Origin of the sequence: Sphingomonas panacis (assembly GCF_001717955.1) — a bacterium.
In the GTDB taxonomy this organism is placed as follows: Bacteria; Pseudomonadota; Alphaproteobacteria; order Sphingomonadales; family Sphingomonadaceae; genus Sphingomonas; species Sphingomonas panacis.
Map to the genome: position 1 here is coordinate 3,252,515 of NZ_CP014168.1, position 20,867 is coordinate 3,273,381.

The following is a 20,867-nucleotide window of genomic DNA, read 5'->3' on the forward strand; positions in this document are numbered from 1 at the left end:
GGCGCGGGGCGTGCAAGACGGCAGGGGTAGCGGCCGGCACGACCCGGTCCGTCGTCGAGGGGGAAAGCAGACACGATATGGCGACGACCGCTCCGCCCGCGCCTGTCGTCGAGGATGCGCCGGTCGTGCGCGGGCGGCGCTGGCTCTCGACGCTGATCGGCCTTGCTGCGTTCGTGCTGGCGGCGATCGTGCTGATCCTCTGCATCCGATCCTGGGATCGCTGGGTCGGCGACCGGCGCTATCAGGAAACGATCGACGCCTATCTGCAATCGGACCTGACGCCGATCGGCGCGCGCGTCGCCGGCTATGTGCGCGCGGTGCCGGCGCAGGATTTCGAAACGGTGCGGGCAGGCCAGACGCTCGTCCAGATCGACGACGACGATTACCGCGCGAGCTACGATCAGGCGCAGGCCAACGCGGCGGTGGCCGTTGCCGCGATCGGCAATCTGATCGCGCAACAGGCGCTTCAGCGCGCCAATATCGCCGCCGCGAGCGCATCGGTGCAGGCGTCGAACGCGCTGGCGGCGCGCGCGCGGCAGGCGGCGGCGCGGCAGCGCACGCTGTTGCGCGACGGATCGGGCTCCGAGGACCAGCGCGAGGCGACCGACACCACCGCCGCGACGACCGCCGCGCAGGTCGAGCGCGATACCGCGTTGCGGCAGGCTGCGATCCGCCAGTCGGGCGTGCTGTCCGCGCAGATCGCGCAGGCCCATGCGTCGCTCGTCGCCGCGCGCGCCGCCGCCGACCTCGCGCGGATCAACCTGCGCCACACGCGTATCGTCGCGCCGCAGGACGGCGTGCTCGGCCAGCGCCAGGTGCGGCCGGGGCAATATGTCGCGGTCGGCGCGCAGCTCACGACGCTGATGCCGCTGCCGCACGTCTGGGTGATCGCCAATTTCAAGGAAACCCAGATGACCCACGTGCGGCCGGGGCAGCGTGCGACGGTCACCGTCGATGCCTATCCCGGCCATGTCATCCGTGGCCATGTCAGCGGCTATGCGCCGGGCACGGGCTCGCAATTCGCGCTGCTGCCGCCGGACAACGCCACCGGCAATTTCACCAAGATCGTCCAGCGGCTCGCGGTGAAGATCGCGATTGACGATCCCGCGTCGATTGCCGGCCTGCTCAGGCCGGGCATGTCGGTGTCGGCGACGATCGATACCGGGGTGCATTGATGGCGGGCACTCCGCCGAGGCCGTGGCTGGGGATCGCGGCGGTGCTGTTCGGCGCGTTCATCTCGACGCTGACCGGGCGGCTGTCGACCTTCGGCCTCGCCGACATTCGCGGCGCGGTCCACGCCGGGTTCGATGACGGCGCGTGGATCACCACCGCGCAGACCTGCGGGCAGATGCTCGTCACCCCCATAGCGATCTGGGCGGGCGGCGTGTACGGCCCCCGCCATGTCCTGATGTACGGCGCGGCGCTGTTCGCGCTGGCCTCGACGCTGATCCCCTTTTCGGGGTCGCTAGAACCGTTGCTGATGCTGCAATTCCTCTCTGGGGTCGGCTCGGGCACGTTCATCCCGCTCACGCTGCCGGTCGTGCTGCGCTCGCTCGCGCCCAAATATTGGGCCTATGGCATCGTCGTCTATGCGCTCAACCTCGAACTGTCGCTCAACATCTCGGCGTCGCTCGAAGGCTGGTATATCGATCATCTGAGTTGGCACTTCATCTTCTGGCAGAGCGTGCCGCTGGCGCTGGCGATGATGGCGTGTCTGTACTTCGGACTGGCCCGCAACCCGCTGCCGCGCACGCCGAAGCGCCCCGATCTGTTCGGCGTGATGACGGCGGCGATCGGGCTGGCGCTGATCTATGCGGCGCTCGACCAGGGCAATCGCCTCGACTGGTTCGCCTCGGGTACGATCGTCGGCCTGCTCGCCGCCGGTGGCATCCTGCTGCTGGCGGCGGTGGCGCATGTGATCCACACGCCGAGCGACTGGTTCGACCCCAAGGGCGCTTTGCGCTGGCCGCTGCCCGTGCTCCTGCTGATGGTACTGGTGCTGCGGCTCACGATCCTGTCGACGGCGTTCCTGATCCCGCAATTCCTCATCTCGGTGCGCGGCTATCGCAGTCTCGAGGTCGGGCAGGCGCTGGTGTGGATCGCCATCCCGCAGTTGATCGCCGCGCCCGTCGCCGCAGTGTTGTTGCGGCGAATGGATTCGCGCTGGACCGCCTGTACGGGGCTGATCGCTGTCGGCATGGCGTGCTGGATCGTCTCGCGCACGCTGACGCCCGAATGGGGGCCGCACCAGTTCCTGCCGACCCAGTTGCTGCAAGCGCTCGGGCAGACGCTGGCGCTGAGCGGAGTGGTGTTCACCTCGATCCAGCACATGAAGCCGGAATCGGCGCTGACCTTCGGCGCGATGGTGCAGACGGCGCGGCTGATGGGCGGCGAGATCGGTCTTGCCTTCACCGCCACGCTGGTGCGCGTGCGCGAGCAATATGCATCGAGCCGGATCGGCGAGCATGTCGTGCGCGGCGCGGACTCGGTGGCGATCCGCTTGGAGGATTATGCCGCGCTGCTGACGAGCCGGTCGGGCAGTACCGGCGGCGCCCGGTCTTATGCGATGCTGGCGGGGGCGGTGCGGCAGGCGGCGGAATTGCAATCGGTGATCGACGGCTTTCTGGTGATCGGATTGGTCGCGTTCGCGGCGGTCGGCGCGATGCTGCTGCTCGATCGCGCCCCGCCGAGCGCGGCGTCGTACCGGCCGTTCCGCTTTTCGTTCTGGCGTAAGCTGCGATGATGCGCCGGCTCGTCCTTGCCGCCGCGCTTGCGGCCGGTGGCTGCACGATGGGGCCGCACTATCGGCCGCCGCAACCTGCTTCCGGCGCGACGGGCGGGTTCATCGGCGGGGGCGGCGGAGCGGCGCCCGTGCCTGACGCGTGGTGGACGTTGTACGACGATCCCGCGCTCGGCCGGCTGGTCGATGCGGCGTTCGCTGCCAACACCGATCTGCGTGCGGCCGAGGCCAACCTCGACTCCGCGCGCGCCGCTCTGGCCGGCACGCGCGCGGCGCGGCTGCCCACGACGACCGAATCCGCAGGCACGAGCTATGGCCGCACCAGCACGCAAGGCCAGATCGCCGGCGCGCTCGGCCGCGAGGCGAAGACCGACTGGACCGAGGCGTTCGGCGGCGATCTTGCCTATGAGGTCGATCTGTTCGGCCGTATCCGCCGTTCCGTGGAGGCTGCGCGTGCCGATGCAGATGCCGCCGCCGCCGAGCGTGACGCGGTGCGCGTGCTGGTCGCGTCAGAGACGATCCGCGCCTATGTCTCGGCGTGCGCGGCCGCCTATCAGGTCGATGTCGCCAGGCGATCGGCGGACGTCGCGTTGGAGCAGAAGACGATCATCGCGCGTGGATACGCCGCCGGTGGCGCCGCGCGGTTCGACGTCGCGCGCACCACGACGTTGCTTGCGCAGACCCGCGCGGCGATCCCGACGCTGGAGGGCGAGCGCCGCGCGGCGCTGTTCGCGCTTGCCGCGATGCTGGGCAGGACGCCCGATGGCGTGCCGCATGGGGCGGAAATGTGCCGGAAGCCGCCTGAACTCAGTCAGGCGCTGCCGGTCGGCGATGGCGCCGCGCTGTTGCGACGGCGGCCCGACGTGCGCCTCGCCGAACGGCGGGTCGCCGCCGCGAGTGCGCGGATCGGGGTCGCCGAGGCGGATCTGTTGCCGCGCATCAGCCTGCTCGGATCGCTCTCGACCGCCGCGCCGGCAGGTGTGAGCCTTGGCACGCGAGCCTCGACCAGCTTCGGTATCGGCCCGTTCGTCAGTTGGTCCTTCCCCAATCTCGGTGCCGCGCGCGCGCGGGTGGCGGCGGCGCGCGCCGAGGACCGCGCCGCCGTCGCGCGGTTCGACGGCACCGTCGTCACCGCGCTCAAGGAGGTGGAGCAGGCGCTGGCGCGCTACGCCGCCGCGCTCGAGCGCGCCCGCGAACTCGACGCGGCCGAAGCCAGCGCGCGGCAGGCGTTCGAGCTGGCACGTGGCCGGCACGATGCCGGCGCGGCGAGCCAGCTCGACCTGTTGCTGAGCGAACAGGCCCTGATCGAAGCACAGGCGGCGGTCGCACAGTCGCGCGCGCAGCGTACCGATTTGCTGGTCACGCTGTTCAAGGCTCTGGGCGGCGGCTGGCAGAGATCAAGCTGATATCGTCCAAGTCATGCGCGTCTTTGTCGAGTACCGTAAAACCATCGTATGATTTCCGGGATCCGCCGTCTGAGCGATAACAACACCCGATCTGGTGACGCAAAGCCGAGGTGCTTTTCGCCTCGACTATGACGGGTCCGGTTTCGCACACCATAATCGCCCGAAGAGCTGGAAGGAGCCCCGATGCCGAACGGGATCGATACGCTGACCCGACCGAACGAACCCGTTGCGACGTTCGCGGCGCTGTCGGTGCCCAATTTCCGCAGCTTCGTGACTGGCCAGGGCGTCAGCCTCGTCGGCTCGTGGACCGAAACTGTAGCGCAGGCGATCCTCGTCCTGCACCTGACCAATTCCGCGCGGGCAGTGGGATTCGCCACCGCCGCCCGTTACTTACCAGTGCTGTTGCTGACGCCCTATGCGGGGCTGCTGGTCGATCGGATGAGCAAGCGCCGCATCCTGATCCTCACCGCGTCATCGCTCGCGCTGCTGTCGCTCATCCAGGCGGCGCTGGTGTTGACCGGCTTGATGCGGATGGAGATCGTCTATGCGGTCGCGCTGGTGTTCGGATGCCTGTCCGCGCTCGACAATCCCGCGCGGCAGGCGTTCATCCCGGAGATGGTCGGCACGCGGCTGATCCGCAATGCGGTGACGATCAACAGCACGATGGTCAATGTCGGGCGCGCGGTCGGTCCGCTGGTCGCGGCGCTGTTGATCGAGACGATCGGGATCGGCTGGTGTTTCCTTGTCAACGCGGGCAGCTTCGCCGCGGTGCTGGTCGCGCTCGCGCTGATGCACCCGGCGGCGCTCTTCCCGGTCAAGCGGGTGGCGGCCGCGCGCGGGCAGCTTGTGCAGGGTTTCCGCTATGCGCTGACGGTGCCCGAGATCATCGTGCCGGTGATGATGATGGCGCTGATCGGCACGTTCACCTACGAGTTCGAGGTCAGTCTGCCGATCTTCGCGAAGATGACGCTGGCGGGCGGCCCGGCTGCGTATAGCTGGCTGCTGGGGGCGTTCGGGGCGGGGTCGGTCGTCGGCGGGATATATTGTATGCTGCGCCCCGAAACCGGACTGCCACGGCTGATACGCGCATCGCTGCTCTATGCCGCCGGCATGGCTGCGGTCGCCTGCTCACCGTCGCAAGCGGTTGCGGTGCCGTTGCTGTTCATCGTCGGCTTGGCAAGCATCACCTTCATCACCACCGGCAATTCGACGATCCAACTCGCTTCGGCGCCCGAGTTTCGCGGGCGGGTCACGGCCTTGTGGTCGACCGCGTTCGTTGGCTCGACGCCGATCGGCGCATCGATCATCGGGCTGATCGACGCGGCAAACCCACGATGGGGACTGGCGGCCGGCGCAGTCGCGTGCGCAGTTGCGGCCCTGCTCGGCATCCGGGCAGCGCCTTCATCGCGCGTCACCCATCACTGAACCTTGAAGCTGAGATCGCCGTCGGCGCGCTGCGTGTCGACCGATACGACATGATAGCTGAGCTTGTAGGTGCCTTTGGGCAACGGCTTGGGCGTGGTGGTGATTAGGGTCACGCCATCCGGGGCGATGCTGGTCGCGACCTTCATTTTCATTGGCGTATTCATCTTCATTCCGGGCATGGCGATCATCTCCAGCGACGCGCCGGTGGACTGCGTGACGAGCTTGTCCGAGAAAGTCACTTCCACGCGGCTGATCGGCGCCACCGTCGCATCGGGGGCCGGGGTGCTCGAGACGATCCGGGGATTTGCGAAAGCAGGCGCGGCGATGAGGGCTGCGGCGATGAACGGGGCGATAAGGCGGGGCATGTAGATCTCCTGCGCTGGACGGGTGCCGGTCCGCAGAATAGGCGCGGTTGCCGGCTGCGTCATCGCAATCGTAGAATTCGCAAGCTGGCTCGCCACATAGGCGTGCTATGGACAGGAATATCATGACGCCGCGGCGCAGGGACATATTGAGGATCGGCGGCGCAGGAGCGCTTACCGCCTGCTGGCCGGGCTGGGCGGCGGCGGTCTCCGCTGGCGTGCCCGTCGCGCCGGTGAGCGCGGGCGGCACCGACATCGAACTGCGCATCGCCCACCAGATGCTGCGGATCGGCGGGCGCGAGACTCATGCGATCGGTATCAACGGCACCGTGCCCGGCCCGCTCATCCGGCTGCGTGAAGGGCAGGACGTGCGGCTTACCGTCGTCAACGATCTGGCGGACGAGGACACGTCAATCCACTGGCACGGGCTGCTGCTGCCCTTTCAGATGGACGGGGTGCCGGGGATCAGCTTCCCGGGTATCAGGGCGGGCAGCCGCTTCACCTACGAGTTCCCGATCCGACAGTCCGGCACCTATTGGTATCACAGCCATTCCGGGTTGCAGGAGCAGATGGGGCATTATGGCCCGATCGTGATCGATCCCGCAGGTGCCGATCCGATCGCGCATGATCGCGAGCATGTCATCGTGTTGTCGGATCACAGCCCGATCCATCCGCACACGATCTTCCAGCGGCTGAAGCAGCAGGGCGGGTATTTCAACTACCAGAAGCAGACGCTGGCCGGCCAGCTTGCCGGCCGCGACCAGACGGCGGCGGAGCGCCGCGCATGGGGCAAGATGCGGATGGACCCGACCGACATCTCCGATGTGACTGGCTCCACCTACACGTATCTGGTCAATGGCCGGGGCCCGGTGGGTGGCTGGACGGCGCTGTTCCGGCCCGGCGAACGGGTGCGGCTGCGCTTCATCAATGCGTCCGCCATGACGATCTTCAACGTGCGAATCCCCGGCTTGCGGATGTCGGTGGTGGCGACCGACGGGCTGCCGGTGCGGCCCGTGACGGTGGACGAGTTCCAGATCGCCAACGCCGAGACTTACGACGTGATCGTCGCCCCGGTCGACGACCGTGCCTATGGCCTCGTTGCCGAGGCGATCGACCGGTCCGGGATGGCGTTCGCCACGCTTACGCCCCGCGCGGGCCTCCTCGCCGCCGCGCCGCCGCTGCGCCGCCGTCCGGTGGTGACGATGAAGGATATGGGCATGGATATGTCGGCGATGGACCCCGACATGGTCGATATGTCGTCGATGCACATGGGGATGCGTGATTCGCGCAACGCGCCGGGGCTGCCGCTCGGCCCCGGGGTGCAGACGATCTCGCCCATGCCGGCCGACCGAACCGCCGAGCCGGGGCAGGGGCTTGCCGACGTTGGCGGAAAGGTGTTGGTCTATACCGATCTGGTCGCGGCCGACCGCAACCCGGACGTGCGCGCGCCGTCGCGCAAGCTGGAGATCCATCTCACCGGCAATATGGAACGCTATATGTGGGCGTTCGATGGAAAGAAGCTGAACGAGGTGAAAGACCCGATCCCGTTCACCGCCGGCGAGCGGGTGCGGATCACGCTCATCAACGATACGATGATGAACCACCCGATCCACCTCCACGGCCACTTCTTCGAACTGGTGACCGGGCACGGCGATCATGCCCCACGCAAGCATACCGTCAACGTTCAGCCCGGCGGCATGGTCACCTTCGATCTTACCGCCGATGCGGTGGGCGACTGGGCGTTTCACTGCCACATGCTCTATCACATGCACGCCGGGATGATGCAGGTGGTGAGCGTGCGCCCGGCGAAGGCGGCATGAAGGCGCTGACGTGTATCGCGGCATTGATCGCGATCGCTCCCGCTCATGCGCAGACCATGCCTGGTATGGACATGTCCGACCACCAGCATCATCAGCCGGCACCGCCCGGCGACGCCTCCGCGCATTCGACCGCTTCGGTCGAAAAGGTCGGTACGGACCTGTCGCCGCCCGATACCGCGCCGCCGGCACCGCCCCCGCCCGCCGATCACGCCGCCGATGCGGTTTGGGGCGCGGACGTCATGGCGGCGGCCCGTGACCGGATGCACCACGAGCATGGCGGCATGCGGCTCCACCAGATCCTGTTCAACCTTGCCGAAGTGCAAGTGCGCCGCGGTCGCGAGGGCTACCGCTGGGATGGCGAGGGCTGGTGGGGCGGGGACATCAACCGTGTGGTCGCAAAAAGCGAGGGGGAAGCACAGTTCGGCCGCAGCGTCGATACGGCCGAGGTCCAATTGCTCTATTCGCGCGCGATCGGACCCTATTACGATCTTCAGGCGGGCATTCGGCAGGATCTCGGCGCGGGCGTGCGCCGCACCTATGTCTCGGTAGGGGTCGAGGGATTGGCGCCCTATTGGTTCGAGACGGAGGGCACGCTGTTCGTGTCCGACAAAGGCGACGTGCTCGCCCGCGCGGAGGCGTGGTACGATCAGCGCATCACCCAGCGGCTTGTGCTTCAGCCGCGCGTCGAACTCAACCTCGCTGCGCAGGACGTGCCCGAGCAGCGTATTGGCCAAGGTTTATCCACCGCCGAACTCGGCCTGCGTCTGCGCTACGAAATCCGTCGCGAGTTCGCGCCCTATCTTGGCATATCGTGGGACAGGAAGGTTGGGCGCACGGCCGATTACGCTCGCAGAGACGCGGATGCACGCGGCGGGGCGGCGGCGGTGTTTGGCGTGCGCGGCTGGTTCTGACGCAGCGGGCACCGGGCGTTTCGGTCAGCTCAGGCCATTGCGGCGATAATCGTCGATCATCTTGCGAACGCAGGTCTTCTGGTCGTCTTTGATCGTTGGCGAGATTTGCGTGACGATGGAGCCATCCTTTTCGACGCGAATGGCGAATTGCCACGCCGCGAGTTCGCATCCCTGCAGGATCGTCTGGCGCAGGTCGCTCGAATCATCGGCATAGGCTGCGGTCGGGAGCAGGGCGCAGAGGGCGGCGATGATGCCGAGCGCCGGACGCATCTTCATTGCTGTGTCGTTCCTGCCTGAGAGAAGGGGCTTGGACGCCTCTATCCCACGCGCGGCGATTTTTCCATTGGATGCTTCGCGGCGAAGAGAAGGACAGGTCCGGGCATTACCCCGGACCTGTGCCAGATCAGGCGGCGCCGTGGGTATAGCGCTCGAACTCCTCGCGGTAGCGCGACGTGATCCGCTCTTGCTCGTCGGGACCGACATCCTCGGCGAGTTGCAGGAACCACGTCCCTTCTTCCGAATAGATGTGGTGCGTGACGGCGCCACGGATGTGTTCGAGCTTGTCGAGGTAGTCCTGGCTCATCGGATCGAGCCGTTCGAGCAGGCCCATCTCCATCTTCGCGGCGGACTGCTCCTGATAGGCGAGTTCGGCGTGGGCGACCTGCTTGTCGGCGGCAAGTGCCGGATAGACCGCGGCTTCTTCGGCGATCGAGTGCGCGGTCAACAGCAAGGCGAGATCCTTCTGCGCGCGCTGACGGCCGGCGGGCGTCTCGGCGATCTTCACCGCGTCGAACAGCGCCTCGATCTTGCGGTGATGCCGCAGGATCTCGGACAGCCAACTGCCGGGGGTGGCGACGGCTTCCGCCTTCTTGCGCGCTTCGACCCGCGCCTCTTCGCTCTCGGGCGGGGTTACGGCGGCGACCAGCTTGTCAATGACCGACATGAGATGCTCCTTTGCGGGTCAGAAAATACGATCCGACGCCTTGAACGAGCCGGTGCAGGCTGCGTTCCCGCGGCTCAGGGCGGACTTGATCCGCATCAGTATATTTTACGAAACGCGCCGACCTCTCCGACCGGGAATTTCAAGATACGTCTAAATCTAAGTTAAAACAAAGTCTTGACATTTATCAAGGGGAACCTGTCGCGTGGCTCCGCCGTTCTTGCCGCGTCCCCGAAACAACAGGATCATGCCGATGTTCATGCACAACAAGCGGCTGCAATATACTGTCCGCGTTTCCGAGCCTAACCCAAGACTTGCCTGCCTGCTGCTCGAACAATTTGGCGGGGCGGACGGCGAACTTGCCGCTGCGATGCGCTATTTCACGCAAGGGCTTGGTGAAGAAGATGCTGGCCGCAAGGACATGCTGCTGGATATCGCCACCGAGGAACTGAGCCACCTCGAGGTGATCGGTTCGATTATCGCGATGCTGAACAAGGGTGCCAAGGCCCAGCTCTCCGAAGGTCAGTTGGCCGAGGCGGAACTGTACAGCATGGTCGGGCAGACCGGCACCAGCGCGAAGGAATCGTTGTTGTTCGGCGGTGGCCCCGCGTTGATCGACTCTGCCGGCGTGCCGTGGACGGCCGCGTATGTCGACACACGTTCTGAGCCGACCGTGGATCTGCGCTCCAACATCGCGGCCGAGAGCCGCGCGAAGATCGTCTACGAACGGCTCATCAACATCACCGATGATCCCGGCATCAAGGACGCGCTCGGCTTCCTGATGACGCGCGAAATCGCGCACCAGAAATCGTTCGAGAAGGCACTGTATTCGATCGAGGACAACTTCCCGCCGGGCAAGCTGCCGGGGGTGGAGAAGTACAGCAACATGTACGTCAACACCTCGCAGGGCGAGGGCGACATGACCGGGCCGTGGAATTCGGGGCCGCAGTGGGACCGGATCGACGACCTCACGGAGGTGATGCCGGCCGATGATGGTGACGGCCTTGCGACGGTCGATCTCGACAGCGCGGACGCGAAGGTCGTCGCCAAGATGGCGGCGCGGCTCGCCTCCGATGCGACGAGCGATCCTACGACGGGTGTCGATCTCGGCGCCGGGCCGGGTGCGGGACGGGTTACCGATGGCGATTTCGGTGGCGCTGCCACCATCGCCGAAGCCCCGGCAATGGCCGAGGCGGCTGCCAAGGACGAACGGAACTGACGTTCGTCTGACGCTCTGAAGCGATACCGGCCGCGACAGGATCGTCGCGGCCGGTATTGTCGTGTCTGGCGTTCGGTCAGATCATCAACCGCGCAGGTGACGAGAAGGTCTCGATCGCGGCGAGGACGATCCCCGTCGGCGTTTGCTCCAGCATCTGCGCGGCGGGCGCGAAGGCGACTCCGATCGTGCGCTGGAGATCGAACCCCTGCAATCGCGCCGCGTGAACCCCGGGTGCCTGAAAGCTCATCGGCATCACGGTGATGCCGAGGCCGGCGGCGATCATCTGCAAGACCCGGTCGTCGTTGGTGCTTCGAAAGGCGAAGTGCGGACGCACGTCCTTATCGGTGAAGTGGCGGCTGATCGCGGCGAGCGATTCACAATGACGCCGCACGATCATGACATCGTGTGCGACCTCCTCCGCCGCCACGCTGTCGCGGCCGGCCAGAGAATGCGCGGCCGGCAGGAACACGCCGAAACCTTCGGTGCGCAACGGCCGTTCGAGGAAGGTCGCGGTGCCCGTGGCGGTAAGGGTCAGCGCCACGTCGATCCGCCCCTGGTTGAGCTTGGCGTGGAGTTCGCGCGCGGTGCCGGGGACGAGTTCGAACGTGGCGGCGGGTGCGTGCGCCAGCGCCAGCGCCGTCATCCGCGCGAGGTCAGGGCCGGGCAGGCTGTTGAGCACGCCGAGCCGAACCGCGCCACCATCGGGTTCGCGCTGCACCGCGCGTTTCGCCAGATTGAAGGCGTTTTCGATTCGGCGGGCATGTTCGACGAAACGTGTCCCCGCCGCAGTCAGTCGCACAGCGCGGTTGGAGCGTTCGAACAGCGGCGCCTCCAGCAACGCTTCGAGCTTGCCGATGCCGACCGAAAGTGTCGGCTGGGTGACGCGGCAATGCTGCGCCGCCGCCGAGAAGGTGCCGTGATCGACCACGGCGAGGAAATAGCGGACGAGATAGCGTTCGATCATAGATGCCATCTATTCACCGCTGGCGCCGCTTTCAATTTTTCACGCGTCGGCAAATCCTCTAGGCTGCCGAGCAGGAGAGCAGATATGGCGACATTCGATTTCGGCCTCGGCGAGAACGCCGACATGATCCGCGAGAGCACGGCGCGGTTCGCGGCGGACAAGATTGCCCCGCTTGCCGCCGAGATCGACGCGAAGGACTGGTTTCCGCGCGATCTCTGGCCGCAAATGGGCGACCTCGGGCTGCACGGCATCACCGTGTCGGAAGAGGATGGCGGGCTCGGGCTCGGCTATCTCGAACATGTCATCGCGCAGGAAGAGGTGGCGCGGGCCTCCGCGTCGATCGGCCTGAGCTACGGCGCGCATTCGAACCTGTGCGTCAACCAGATCCGGCGCTGGGGTTCGCCCGAGCAGAAGGCGCGCTATCTCCCCAAGCTGATTTCGGGCGAGCATGTCGGCAGCCTCGCCATGTCGGAGGCCGGGGCAGGCTCTGACGTGGTCTCGATGAAGCTAAGGGCCGAGAAAAAGGGCGACCGCTATGTCCTCAACGGCACCAAATTCTGGATCACCAACGCGACCTATGCCGACACGTTGGTCGTTTACGCCAAGACGGGCGAAGGATCGAAGGGGATCACCACCTTCCTGATCGAGAAGGACATGGCGGGTTTCTCGATCGGGCAGAAGATCGACAAGATGGGAATGCGCGGTTCGCCGACCGCGGAACTGGTGTTCGACGATTGCGAGGTGCCCGAAGAGAATATCATGGGGCCGCTCAACGGTGGCGCCGGGGTGCTGATGTCGGGGCTGGATTACGAGCGCACCGTTCTCGCGGGCATCCAGCTCGGCATCATGCAGGCGTGCCTCGATGTCGTGCTGCCCTATGTTCGCGAACGCCAGCAGTTCGGCAAGCCGATCGGCGCGTTCCAGCTCATGCAGGCGAAGATCGCCGACATGTACGTCGCGCTCAACAGCGCGCGTGCCTATGTTTATGCGGTGGCGCGCGCCTGCGATGCCGGCCGCACCACGCGGTTCGACGCGGCGGGGGCGATCCTGTTGGCGAGCGAGAATGCGATGAAGACCGCGCTGGAGGCGGTGCAGGCGCTCGGCGGCGCGGGCTATACCAAGGACTGGCCGGTCGAGCGCTTCATGCGCGACGCCAAATTGCTCGACATCGGTGCGGGCACCAACGAGATCCGACGCATGCTGATCGGCCGCGAACTGATCGGCGCGCCCGAGCGGGTCGCGCAGTGAGCGCGCCTGTCCTGGACACCAAGCTGGCGACCGACAGCGAGGGCTTCCGCGCCAATGCCGCGCACAACCGTGCACTCGCCGAGACGTTGCGGGCGAAGGTCGCAGCGGCGGCTCAGGGCGGGTCGGAGAGTGCGCGCGCGAAGCATGTCGCGCGCGGCAAGCTGCTGCCGCGCGAACGGGTCGAGCATCTGCTCGATCCCGGTTCGCCGTTTCTGGAAGTCGGGCAACTCGCGGCCAACGGGCTGTACGGTGATGAGGTGCCGGGTGCGGGTTTGATCGCGGGCATCGGCCGCGTATCGGGGCGGCAGGTGATGATCGCCTGCAACGACGCTACGGTGAAGGGCGGCACCTATTATCCGATGACGGTGAAGAAGCATCTCCGCGCGCAGGAGATCGCGCTGGAGAACCGGCTGCCGTGCATCTACCTCGTCGATTCGGGCGGGGCGAACCTGCCCAATCAGGCCGAGGTGTTCCCGGACAAGGAGCATTTCGGGCGCATCTTCTTCAATCAGGCGAACATGAGCGCGCGCGGGATCGCGCAGATCGCCTGCGTAATGGGCAGTTGCACCGCCGGCGGCGCCTATGTCCCGGCGATGTCCGATGAATCGGTGATCGTGCGCAATCAGGGCACGATTTTCCTCGCCGGGCCGCCGCTGGTGCAGGCGGCGACCGGCGAGGTGATTTCGGCCGAAGACCTTGGCGGCGGCGATCTCCACGCGCGGCGCTCGGGCGTGGTCGATCATCTCGCCGAGAATGACGCACATGCGCTGACGATCGTGCGCGATATCGTCTCGACCTTGCCGGCGGATCGCACGCCCGATCTGGCGCTGCGCGCGGCCCGCCCGCCGGCGTTCGATCCGCAGGAACTGTATGGCGTGATCCCCGATGACGTGCGTGCGCCTTATGACGTGCATGAGGTGATCGGCCGACTTGTCGACGGGTCCGAATTCCACGCGTTCAAGCCGCTGTACGGCACCACCTTGGTCTGCGGGTTCGCGCATATCTGGGGGATGCCGGTCGCGATCCTCGCCAATAACGGCGTGTTGTTCAGCGAGAGCGCGATCAAGGGCGCGCATTTCATCGAGCTGGCGTGCCAGCGGCGCATTCCGTTGCTGTTCCTCCAGAACATCTCGGGCTTCATGGTCGGCGGCAAATATGAGGCCGAAGGGATTGCCAAGAACGGCGCCAAGCTGGTGACGGCGGTCGCCACCGCTTCGGTGCCCAAGATCACCGTACTGATCGGCGGCAGCTTCGGCGCTGGCAATTACGGCATGTGCGGGCGCGCGTACCAGCCGCGCTTCCTGTTCGCCTGGCCCAATGCGCGGATCAGCGTGATGGGCGGCGAGCAGGCGGCGAGCGTGCTCGCGACCGTCCACCGCGATGCGGCGAGCTGGACGCCCGAACAGGCGGAAGCCTTCAAGGCGCCGATCCGCGCGAAATACGAGGAAGAGGGCAATCCTTATTATGCGACCGCGCGGTTGTGGGACGATGGCATCATCGATCCTGCCCAGACCCGCGACGTGCTGGGGATCGCCTTCGCCGCGACGCTGAACGCCGCCGTTCCCGACCGGGCGCAGTTCGGCGTATTCAGGATGTAATGGTATGATGAAATCGCTCCTGATCGCCAACCGCGGCGAGATCGCCTGCCGGATCATCCGCACCGCGCGGCGGCTCGGCATCCGCACCGTCGCGGTCTATTCGGACGCCGATGCGCAGGCGCTGCATGTGCGGCTGGCCGATGCGGCGGTGCATATCGGCCCGTCGCCGGCGCGCGAAAGCTACCTTCTCGGCGAACGCATCATTGCCGCCGCGCAGGAGAGCGGCGCGGAGGCGATCCATCCGGGCTATGGTTTTCTGTCCGAGAATGCCGCCTTTGCCGCAGCGGTGCAGGCGGCGGGGCTGATCTGGGTCGGCCCGAACCCGGCGTCGATCACCGCGATGGGCCTGAAGGACGCGGCCAAAACGCTGATGCAGGCGGCCGGCGTGCCGACCACCCCGGGCTATCTCGGCGAGGATCAATCGCCCGAGCGATTGCGGGCGGAAGCCGATGCGATCGGCTATCCGGTGCTCATCAAGGCGGTCGCCGGCGGCGGCGGCAAGGGTATGCGCAAGGTCGATGCGGCGGAGGATTTCGCCGATGCGTTGCTCTCCTGCCAGCGCGAGGCGGCGTCGAGCTTCGGGAACGTGTCCGTCTTGCTGGAGAAGTGGATCACCAACCCGCGCCATATCGAGGTGCAGGTGTTCGGCGACGGCCACGGCAATGTCGTCCATTTGTTCGAGCGCGATTGCTCGCTCCAACGCCGCCACCAGAAGGTGATCGAGGAAGCGCCCGCGCCGGGTATGGACGCGGCCACGCGCGCTGCGGTGTGCGGGGCGGCCGTCGCGGCGGCGCGTGCGGTCGATTACGTCGGCGCGGGCACGATCGAGTTCATCGCCGACGGGTCGCAAGGGCTTCGTGCCGACCGGATCTGGTTCATGGAGATGAACACCCGGCTTCAGGTCGAGCATCCCGTCACCGAGGCGATCACCGGCCAAGATCTGGTCGAATGGCAATTGCGCGTCGCCTCGGGCGAGCCGTTGCCGCGACGGCAGGACGAGCTTGCGATCAACGGGTGGGCGATGGAAGCGCGGCTCTACGCGGAAGATCCGGCCAAGGGGTTCCTGCCGTCGATCGGGCGGCTCGACACGTTCCGGATCGGCGGTGACTGTCGGATCGATACCGGCGTCGAGCAAGGCGCGGAGATATCGCCCTTCTACGATCCGATGATCGCCAAGGTGATCGCGCACGGCGCGGATCGCGACGCGGCGCGGCGCAGGCTGATGGCAGCGCTCGACGATACGGTCATCTGGCCGCTCCGCACCAACGCGGCGTTTCTGGTGCGCGCTCTCGATAACGCCGATTTCGCCGCCGCCAAACTCGACACCGGATTGATAGCGCGCGAAGGCGATGCGCTGATGCCGGCCGAGCGCCCCGGCGACGACGTGCTCGCGCGGGCCGCCGAGCGGCTGGTCGTATCTGCCACCGGCCCGGTCGGCTTCCGGCTCAATGCGCCTGCCCGGCGGGACGCGGAGTTTCTGCTCAACGGTGCGCCCGTCACCATCGGTTTCGATCCATTGTGTGCCGTCGGCGATCTGGAAGACACGTTGCTGACCGAACACGGCCAGACGTGGCAGCTTCGCGCGTGGCGCGTGGAGGGCGCGGGCGGGCAGGGCGCGGGTGACGGGGCGATCCTGTCGCCGATGCCGGGGCGAGTCATCGCGGTGGCGGTTGCGGCGGGGGATGCGGTGCGCAAGGGGCAGAAGCTCGTCACCGTCGAGGCGATGAAGATGGAGCACAGCCTGACCGCGCCGTTCGATGGCATCATCGCTGAACTCAACGCGCGCGAAGGCGGGCAGGTGAGCGAAGGCACGTTGCTGGTGCGGATCGAACCGGCGGAGGCGTGATCGCCCGGCGCGGCTCTTCCGCGCGCGTCGGGCGTTGCGCTTTGGTTCAAGGAGTACCCGCATGACGACCCATTCGCTCCCACCCGCTTTCTCAAACGGATCGACCGCCGTCGTGACCGGCGCCGCCAGCGGGATCGGCTTCGCTGTCGCCTCGCGGTTGCTGGGCATGGGCCTCAAGGTCGCGCTCGCCGATCTTGGTGGGGAGGCGCTCGATGCGGCTGGCAGGGCGCTTGCCGGAGCGGGCGAGGTGATGGTCGTGCCGACCGACGTGTCTTCGCCTGAGGATGTCGAACGTCTGCGCGACAGAGTGCTCGCGGAATGGGGCTTCGTCTCCGTGCTGATGAACAACGCCGCGAGCGGGCACAATCCCGGCCTGCCTTGGGAGAATGCCGCTGGCTGGCAGGCGCTGCTCGACACCAATCTGATGGGCGTGCTGCACGGGGTGCAGGCGTTCGTTCCCGCGATGCTCGCGCAGGATCGGCCGGGCATCGTCATCAACACCGGATCGAAGCAGGGGATCACCAGCCCGCCGGGGAATTTCGCGTATAACCTGTCGAAGGCGGGGGTGCGCAGCTACACCGAGTCGCTCGCGCACGCGCTGCGCGAGGCGGCGGGCGAGCGCATTTCGGCGCATCTGCTCATCCCCGGCTTCACCTTCACCGGCATGACCGGTCGGCCTGAAAAGCCGGCGGCGGCATGGTCGGCCGAGCACGTCGCCGATTTCATGCTCGACCGCATTGCGCAGGGCGATTTCTATATCCTCTGCCCCGACAATGACGTCGATCGCGCGACCGACGAGAAGCGGATGCGCTGGGCGATGGACGACATCATCGAGAATCGTCCGGCGCTGTCACGCTGGCATCCCAGCCATGCCGCCGCGTTTGCCGCGTTCATGGCGGAGTAGCGCCATCGCAGACGCAATCGCGGCATGTCACAGGACTGTCGCGGTGGCGTAACGCGATCGACGCGCGGCGCCCCTAAGCGCGGCCCGGGTTGCGGCGGACAGCAACGGGAATGCAACACAGCGCTTGCCCTCGCGGGCACGCGCCGACCGCCGTGTGCCCGATCGATTCCAAAGGGGCGCAATTTCAATGATGACATTTCCTTCGCGGTCGTGCCGGTCCGGCGTGGTCGCTGCTCTACTGTTGTCGACCAGCGTGATCGCCGGCGCGGCTTGCGCCGAAGATGCCGCACCTGCCGCAACGCCGGCGCCGGCCGACCAGAACACCGCCGATCAGGATCAGCTCGGCGACATCACCGTCTACGCGCGCAAGCGGGCGGAGAATCTCCAGAATGTTCCGATCCCGGTGACCGTCATCACCCCCGCCGAACTGACCCGGCAGAACCTCGTTAACTTCACCGATTTCCAGTCGAAGTTCCCGGCTTTCTCGGTCTATCTGACCAACCCCAAGCAGCTCAACCTCGGCGTGCGCGGGATCGGCAACAACGGCTTCAACACCGATGGCATCGATGGGTCTGTCGGCATCTTCGTCGATGGCGTCTATACCGGCCGGCAAGGCATGGTCTCGACCGACTTCAACGATCTCGCCCAGGTCGAGCTGCTGCGCGGCCCGCAGGGCACGTTGTTCGGCAAGAACACCACGGCGGGCGCGGTCATCATCAACACGCTCAAGCCGAGTTTCGAGTTTGGCGCCAATGCCGAGGCGACGGTTGGTAATCAGGGGTATCAGGAGATCAAGGCCGGCGTGACCGGGCCGCTGATCCCGGGCAAGCTCGCGCTGCGGTTGTCGGGCTATTACAGCAAGACCGACGGCAATTATCCCAACCTCTTCAACAACAATTATCAGAACGCGCGGCAGGGGCAGGGCATCCGCGCGCAATTGCTGGCGACGCCGACCGATACGCTCTCGATCCGGCTGATCGGCACGTACAACCATCAGGGCTTCCCGACGATCTCGCCGGTGATCCTGCAAGTCTACGATCCCGCCCTGCTCCAGACTCGGATGCGCAACGCCGGCTATACGCTGTCGACCGGCACGGTGGAGAACCGCCGCATCAACATCGACGGCGCGCTCAACGCCGTGACCGACAACCGCGCGGTGAGCGGCGAGGTCAGTTGGGATGTCGGCGGCGGCACCTTCACCGCGATCACCGCGTTCCAGCATTGGAGCTGCTTCACCAACAACGACAATGATTACACCCAGCTCAACGCGATCCCCGATTATGGCTCGTGCAACGACGAGCACCAATTTTCGCAGGAAGTGCGCTGGGCGACGGCCAAGAACCGGCCGATCGAACTGACCGTCGGCGGCTTCCTGTCGCGGCAGAAGCTTGAGGTCGATTCGCGCCTCCGTTTCGGCAACCAATATTATATATGGGCGGCCAATCCCTCGACGACGGCTTTCCCGACCGTGGGCGGCAAGACGTGGGCGCAGGGCGCCTATGCCAATCAGGTCGCGGGGCTCGGCTTCGCATCGAAGGCGATCTTCCACACCGATACCGAGGCCGCGTTCGGCAACGCCACCTGGCATCCCGATGCGGCGCGCCGGCTCGCGCTCGACGTGGGACTGCGGTATACGTGGGAGCATCGTACCGAAGTCTATGACGGTTCGGTCGTGTCGAACCTCGGCAACCTCAGCACCGCGCAGATCAACGCGCTGTCCCCGTCCGGCGCCAACGCGCAGCTCGGCCATGTCGACGATCGGCTCAACGATCGGTCGCTGTCGGGCGAAGCGAGCGTCAGCTACAAGGTGACACCGTCGGCGATGCTTTATGCCAAGTTCGCGCGCGGCAACAAATCGGCTGGCTTCAACCTGCTGCCGGTGAACGCCTCGAACCCGGACGCGAGCGTGCTGCGTGCGGTGACGCTCTACGGCGCGGGCCAGCAGGTGCGGGGCGAGAAGACCGACAATTTCGAGGCCGGCATCAAGAGCGAGTGGTTCGACCGCCATCTGCTCATCAACCTCACCGGCTTCCACACCGTCGTCCGCAACTATCAGGCGAACGAGTCGGTCGGCGTGGGCAACACCGCCGCGAAGTTCCTCGCCAACGTCGGCTCGCTGACCTCGGACGGTGTCGAGTTGGAGGGTGAACTGTTCATCGCCAAGGGCCTGCACTTGAAGGGCTTCGCGGCGTACAACCACGCCTATTATTCGTCGTTCCACAACTCGACCTGCCCGGCGACGACCACCGCCTCGGTATGTGATCTCACCGGCCGTCAGGTCGCGTGGGCGCCAAAGTGGACCGCCGATCTCACCACCGATTACAGCCATGAGGTTGGTGAGGACGCGGTCGCTTACGGGCTGGTCGACGTGAACTGGCGCAGCAAGCAGAACACCACGATCACGCTCGATCCGACCGCGGAGATCGGCAATTACGCGCTGGTCAGCGCACGCGTCGGCCTGCAACTCGCGCATGGCACATACGACATTCAGCTCTGGTCGGAGAATTTGCTCAACAAGGCGTATTACATCAACCTGCTCGGCCTGACCAAATCGACTGGCATCGTGCAGGGCTATCCCGGCAACCCGCGCGCGTTCGGCGGTACGGTGAAGGTCAAGTTCTAGGTGAGCGGTTGCCCTCTGGCGGGCGCGGTGCCACGAAGCGCGCGTCAGCCAGAGGGTGCCAGCATGATCTTACGCAGCGACGAGAGCCAGGACATCGCGGTCGCCGGCGGCGGCACGATGCGGCTGCATCTGTTCCGTCCGGCGATCGAGGGGCGTTTCCCCGGCGTGCTGCTGTTTTCGGAAATCTATCAGGTGACGGCACCGATCCGGCGGCTCGCGGCGATGCTCGCTGGCAACGGCTATGTGGTCGCCGTGCCCGAAGTGTATCACGAATATGAACCCGCCGGCACCGTCCTCGCCTACGATCAGGCTGGCACCGATCGCGGCAATGCACTCAAGTTCGCAAAACCCGTCGCCGCATATGATGCGGACGCGGAGGCTGGGCTGACCGCGCTCGCCGACCATCCCGCCTGCAATGGCCAGTTGGCGACCTTCGGCGTGTGTCTCGGCGGGCATCTCGCGTATCGTGCGGCGCTCGACCCGCGCGTGACGGCGGCGGCGTGCTTCTACGCGACTGACGTGCATTCCGGGACGTTGGGCGAGGGCCGCAACGACGACAGTCTCGCGCGGATGGTCGATCTCAAGGCCGAGACGATGTTCGTCTGGGGGCGGCAAGACCCGCATGTCCCGTTCGAAGGCCGTGAGATCATCCGCGCGCGGCTCGAAGCGGTCGGCGCGCGCTATGAATGGCATGAGGTGAACGCCCAGCACGCGTTCCTTCGCGATGAAGGTCCACGCTATGATCCGGCGCTGTTCCTGCAAGCGATAGGGTGGACGCTGGCGCTGTTCCAACGCGCGCTGCGCTGAGCGTTCGCGACACTCTGCGACAATTGTGTGATTGACACAAAGCCCGGTTCCGAG

General features: G+C 66.3%; 17 protein-coding genes. 13 read left to right on the forward strand and 4 right to left on the reverse strand.

The genetic code is table 11. The features are described 5' to 3' along the window. Window positions 1-77 precede the first annotated feature (77 nt). The 4 genes from J0A91_RS14890 to J0A91_RS14905 all read left to right on the forward strand — a co-directional run bounded on the left by J0A91_RS14890 (window position 78) and on the right by J0A91_RS14905 (window position 5,571). Window positions 78-1,175 (forward strand): HlyD family secretion protein, encoded by a 1,098-nt coding sequence (locus J0A91_RS14890; RefSeq protein WP_083224690.1) that lies wholly within the window; start codon window positions 78-80, stop codon window positions 1,173-1,175. Continuing rightward, window positions 1,175-2,743, forward strand: coding sequence for an MFS transporter (locus J0A91_RS14895; RefSeq protein WP_069205565.1), 1,569 nt, complete (start codon window positions 1,175-1,177; stop codon window positions 2,741-2,743). The genes J0A91_RS14890 and J0A91_RS14895 overlap by 1 nt, the downstream gene beginning before the upstream one ends. Further along, complete coding sequence (locus J0A91_RS14900) at window positions 2,743-4,146, forward strand: efflux transporter outer membrane subunit (RefSeq protein ID WP_069207365.1); 1,404 nt, start codon at window positions 2,743-2,745, stop codon at window positions 4,144-4,146. The genes J0A91_RS14895 and J0A91_RS14900 overlap by 1 nt, the downstream gene beginning before the upstream one ends. A gap of 183 nt (window positions 4,147-4,329) precedes the next feature. Continuing rightward, window positions 4,330-5,571, forward strand: a complete 1,242-nt coding sequence (locus J0A91_RS14905; RefSeq protein ID WP_069205566.1) for an MFS transporter — start codon at window positions 4,330-4,332, stop codon at window positions 5,569-5,571. Here J0A91_RS14905 and J0A91_RS14910 read toward each other — a convergent pair. Beyond that, the gene (locus tag J0A91_RS14910) at window positions 5,565-5,936 is read right to left on the reverse strand and encodes a copper resistance protein CopC (RefSeq protein ID WP_069207366.1); all 372 of its coding nucleotides are present in this window, start codon (window positions 5,934-5,936) and stop codon (window positions 5,565-5,567) included. The two genes, J0A91_RS14905 and J0A91_RS14910, sit on opposite strands and share 7 nt — an antisense overlap. Window positions 5,937-6,058: 122 nt before the next feature. Here J0A91_RS14910 and J0A91_RS14915 point away from each other — a divergent pair, with 122 nt between their 5' ends. Then, window positions 6,059-7,753: a copper resistance system multicopper oxidase gene (locus J0A91_RS14915; RefSeq protein ID WP_069207367.1), complete on the forward strand. Its 1,695-nt coding sequence runs from the start codon at window positions 6,059-6,061 to the stop codon at window positions 7,751-7,753. After that, complete coding sequence (locus J0A91_RS14920; RefSeq protein ID WP_083224691.1) at window positions 7,750-8,664, forward strand: copper resistance protein B; 915 nt, start codon at window positions 7,750-7,752, stop codon at window positions 8,662-8,664. The genes J0A91_RS14915 and J0A91_RS14920 overlap by 4 nt, the downstream gene beginning before the upstream one ends. A 24-nt stretch (window positions 8,665-8,688) precedes the next feature. Here J0A91_RS14920 and J0A91_RS14925 read toward each other — a convergent pair whose 3' ends face one another. Together J0A91_RS14925 and J0A91_RS14930 are read right to left on the reverse strand one after the other, a co-directional pair. Then, window positions 8,689-8,940 (reverse strand): hypothetical protein, encoded by a 252-nt coding sequence (locus J0A91_RS14925; protein ID WP_069205567.1) that lies wholly within the window; start codon window positions 8,938-8,940, stop codon window positions 8,689-8,691. 127 nt (window positions 8,941-9,067) lie between these two features. Then, entirely contained in the window at window positions 9,068-9,607 is a 540-nt protein-coding gene (locus tag J0A91_RS14930; RefSeq protein ID WP_069205568.1) for a hemerythrin domain-containing protein, read from the reverse strand. Window positions 9,608-9,857: 250 nt separating this feature from the next. Between J0A91_RS14930 and J0A91_RS14935 the strand changes: the two genes are divergently transcribed. Then, window positions 9,858-10,823 (forward strand): manganese catalase family protein, encoded by a 966-nt coding sequence (locus tag J0A91_RS14935; protein ID WP_069207369.1) that lies wholly within the window; start codon window positions 9,858-9,860, stop codon window positions 10,821-10,823. 76 nt (window positions 10,824-10,899) lie between these two features. On the opposite strand, the gene J0A91_RS14940 is transcribed toward J0A91_RS14935, so the two are convergent. Beyond that, window positions 10,900-11,787, reverse strand: a complete 888-nt coding sequence (locus J0A91_RS14940) for a LysR family transcriptional regulator (protein WP_069205569.1) — start codon at window positions 11,785-11,787, stop codon at window positions 10,900-10,902. A gap of 84 nt (window positions 11,788-11,871) precedes the next feature. On the opposite strand from J0A91_RS14940, the gene J0A91_RS14945 reads away from it, so the two are divergent. The 6 genes from J0A91_RS14945 (at window position 11,872) to J0A91_RS14970 (ending at window position 20,813) form a co-directional block, all read left to right on the forward strand. Beyond that, complete coding sequence (locus J0A91_RS14945; RefSeq protein WP_069205570.1) at window positions 11,872-13,035, forward strand: isovaleryl-CoA dehydrogenase; 1,164 nt, start codon at window positions 11,872-11,874, stop codon at window positions 13,033-13,035. After that, window positions 13,032-14,633: a carboxyl transferase domain-containing protein gene (locus J0A91_RS14950; protein WP_069205571.1), complete on the forward strand. Its 1,602-nt coding sequence runs from the start codon at window positions 13,032-13,034 to the stop codon at window positions 14,631-14,633. Before J0A91_RS14945 ends, J0A91_RS14950 begins: the two co-directional genes overlap by 4 nt. Window positions 14,634-14,637: 4 nt before the next feature. After that, window positions 14,638-16,479 (forward strand): acetyl/propionyl/methylcrotonyl-CoA carboxylase subunit alpha, encoded by a 1,842-nt coding sequence (locus tag J0A91_RS14955; protein ID WP_069205572.1) that lies wholly within the window; start codon window positions 14,638-14,640, stop codon window positions 16,477-16,479. A gap of 61 nt (window positions 16,480-16,540) precedes the next feature. Continuing rightward, entirely contained in the window at window positions 16,541-17,383 is an 843-nt protein-coding gene (locus J0A91_RS14960) for an SDR family NAD(P)-dependent oxidoreductase (protein ID WP_069205573.1), read from the forward strand. Between the two features lie 187 nt (window positions 17,384-17,570). Next, window positions 17,571-20,006, forward strand: a complete 2,436-nt coding sequence (locus J0A91_RS14965; RefSeq protein WP_150126928.1) for a TonB-dependent receptor — start codon at window positions 17,571-17,573, stop codon at window positions 20,004-20,006. A gap of 63 nt (window positions 20,007-20,069) precedes the next feature. After that, on the forward strand, window positions 20,070-20,813 hold the full coding sequence (locus J0A91_RS14970; protein ID WP_069205575.1) for a dienelactone hydrolase family protein: 744 nt from the start codon (window positions 20,070-20,072) through the stop codon (window positions 20,811-20,813). The last annotated feature ends 54 nt before the right edge of the window (window positions 20,814-20,867 follow it).